The 3,047-nt window shown below is 29.3% G+C and carries 2 protein-coding genes; both read left to right on the top strand.

Annotation, left to right across the window (positions count from 1 at the left end; genetic code table 11):
- Positions 1–60 precede the first annotated feature (60 nt).
- Positions 61–1,269 carry a diaminopimelate decarboxylase gene (lysA, locus tag Q0352_RS11015; RefSeq protein WP_299527438.1) on the top strand — a complete coding sequence of 403 codons (1,209 nt, stop codon included), beginning with the start codon at positions 61–63 and terminating at the stop codon, positions 1,267–1,269.
- 358 nt (positions 1,270–1,627) lie between these two features.
- Positions 1,628–3,047, top strand: a 1,420-nt coding sequence (locus Q0352_RS11010; RefSeq protein ID WP_299527436.1) for an aspartate kinase, incomplete at its 3' end; no start/stop codon positions are given.

Here is a 3,047-nt window from a genome sequence, read left to right as displayed (position 1 = left end):
ATAGAATTATATTTAAATAAGAAAATATCTTTTATACATTTGAATTTCAAAAAATAATGAATGGATAATCAATTGTTAGTTTCACTTACCGAGAAATACGGAAGCCCACTTTATGTTTATGATGCTGAAAAAATAAGTTCCCAATATAATAGACTTACGGAAGCGTTTTCAACAGTTAAAAGCTTAAAATTAAATTATGCTGTAAAAGCAAATTCAAATATTAGTATTTTAAAATTATTTAGAAAACTGAATTCAGGAATAGACACGGTCTCTATACAAGAAGTAAAACTTGGATTAGAAGCTGGTTTTGCACCTGAAAATATCATATTTACACCAAATGGAGTTTCACTTCAAGAAATTGAATTAGCAGCTACTTTAGGAGTGCAAATAAATATTGATAATCTTTCAATTTTAGAACAATTTGGCAACCACTACCCTAATATCCCTGTTTGTATTCGTATAAATCCACATATTATGGCTGGTGGAAATAGTAAAATTTCTGTTGGACATATAGACTCTAAATTTGGAATTTCAGTTCATCAAGTTCCTCATATAAAGCGTGTTGTAGAAAATACGGGAATGCGTATAAATGGAATCCATATGCATACGGGTTCTGATATTTTAGATATTGATACTTTTTTAAGAGCAACAGAAATACTTTTTAATACTGCGAATGAGTTTGAAGATTTAGATTTTATAGATTTAGGAAGTGGATTTAAGGTTCCTTATAAAGAAGGTGATATTTCAACTAATATTGAAGAATTAGGGGAGAAATTATCGAAAAAATTTAATTTGTTTTGTAAAGATTATGGTAAAAATTTAACCTTAATGTTTGAGCCTGGAAAGTTTCTAGTAAGTGATTCTGGTTCTTTTTTAGCAAGTGTAAATGTAGTAAAACAAACTACATCAACTGTTTTTGCTAGTGTTGATTCTGGTTTTAATCATTTAGGGAGACCAATGATGTATGAGTCTTATCACCATATTCATAACATCTCAAATCCAAACGGTCGTGAACGTTACTATTCGGTGGTGGGTTATATTTGTGAGACAGATACTTTTGGTTCTAACCGAAGAATAAGTGAAATTAGCGAAGGTGATGTTTTGTGTTTTAACAACGCTGGAGCTTATTGTTTTTCAATGGCTTCAAATTATAATTCACGCTATAAACCGGCTGAAGTATTAGTTTACAACGAAAAAGATTATTTAATTAGGGAACAAGAAACATTTGACGATTTATTAAAGAATCAAGTTATCATAGATTTTGATTAAGCAAAAACTCCGAAAATATTTTTTCGGAGTTTTTTATTATTCGCAATAAGTACATTGAAATCGTGATAAATACGTAGTTGTTTTAGCTTAAATCAAAAAATATATTAAAATTACGATAAAAGCTTTGTTGTTTTGAAAATTTAGTTAATTTTGCTTTATGCAAATAACAAAATCATATCAATTCATTGAAAACGCAAACACTTTGCGTCGCTTTGTTATGGCTACCACTACTACAATTACAATTACCCTTTAGGGTTTCTTTCTATTCATATTATCCGTATAAATATTCGTTTTCATAAAAAATGAAACAAGGAATATTAGTTAACAAAATAAAAAATAGTACGTAAAATAAATACACATGAAAGTATTGAAATTTGGAGGATCGTCAGTTGCATCCTCAGAAAATATAAATAAAGTAATAAATATTGTTAAAGATAATTCTTATAATCACAAAATTGCTGTTGTAGTTTCTGCTTTAGGTGGTATTACAGATTTGTTATTAGAAGCTGGAAATTTAGCTTGTAATAGTGATGAAAATTATAAAAACAGTTTAAAAATAATTGAAAATCGTCATTTACAAGTTGCTAGAGAATTAATACCCGTAAATAACCAAAGTAGTGTTTTAGGAACTATCAAAAATATATTAAACAAATTAGAAAGTACTTTGGAAGGTGTATTTTTAATTAATGAACTATCCAATAAAACTTCCGATAAAATTGTAAGCTATGGCGAGCTATTATCATCATATGTTATTTCGGAAGCAATGAAAAACAGGCAATTAGATGCTGTTTTAAAAAATTCACAAGAGTTAATAGTTACTAATGAAAATTTTTCAAATGCAGCGGTAAAATTTGAGAAGACAAATGTATTAATTGAAACTTTTTTTAAACAAAATAATCATAAAATAGTTATTCTACCTGGCTTTGTCGCTTTAACAGAAAAAGGAGAAGTTTCTACTATTGGTCGTGGAGGATCGGATTATACAGCTGCAATAATTACTGCTGCAACAAATGCTTCAATTTTAGAAATTTGGACAGATGTTAGTGGAATGTACACTGCAAATCCTAAAATAGTAAAACAAGCGTTTCCAATAAAAGACATTTCATATCAAGAAGCGATGGAATTATCCCATTTTGGGGCGAAAGTTCTGTATCCACCAACAATTCAACCAGTATTAGAAAAAGAAATTCCAATCGTAATAAAAAATACATTTGATGCTGATGCCGAAGGAACTTTAATTGCTAAAATATCATCAAACACAAATCCAATTAAAGGAATTAGCCATATTGAAAATATGACACTTATTACTTTAGAAGGAAGTGGAATGATTGGTATTCCAGGTTTTTCTAAACGTTTATTTGGTGCGTTATCTCAAGAAAAAATTAATGTATCACTAATAACGCAAGCATCCTCAGAGCATTCAATATGTATTGCAATTAATAATTCTGACGCTGAAAATGCTAAAACAGCCATCGATTCAGAATTTAGCTACGAGATTGAGCAACATAGAGTAGATCCTTTAATTATTGAAGAAAACAATGCTATAATTGCGCTTGTTGGCGATCATATGAAAAGCCACCAAGGAATAAGTGGTAAAATGTTTAGTACTTTAGGTAAAAACAATGTAAATATTAGAGCAATAGCGCAGGGCGCTTCTGAAAAGAATATTTCAGCAGTTATCTCTCATAAAGACATTAAAAAGGCATTAAACTCTTTACATGCCGCATTTTTTGAAGATCAAACTAAAGAATTGAACTTATTTATAGTTGGAGTTGGAA

It is taken from the genome of uncultured Lutibacter sp. (genome assembly GCF_937891065.1).
Classification (GTDB): Bacteria; Bacteroidota; Bacteroidia; order Flavobacteriales; family Flavobacteriaceae; genus Lutibacter.
The sequence above is the reverse complement of the archived record's forward strand: the minus strand, read 5'-3'. Positions and strand labels throughout refer to the sequence as shown.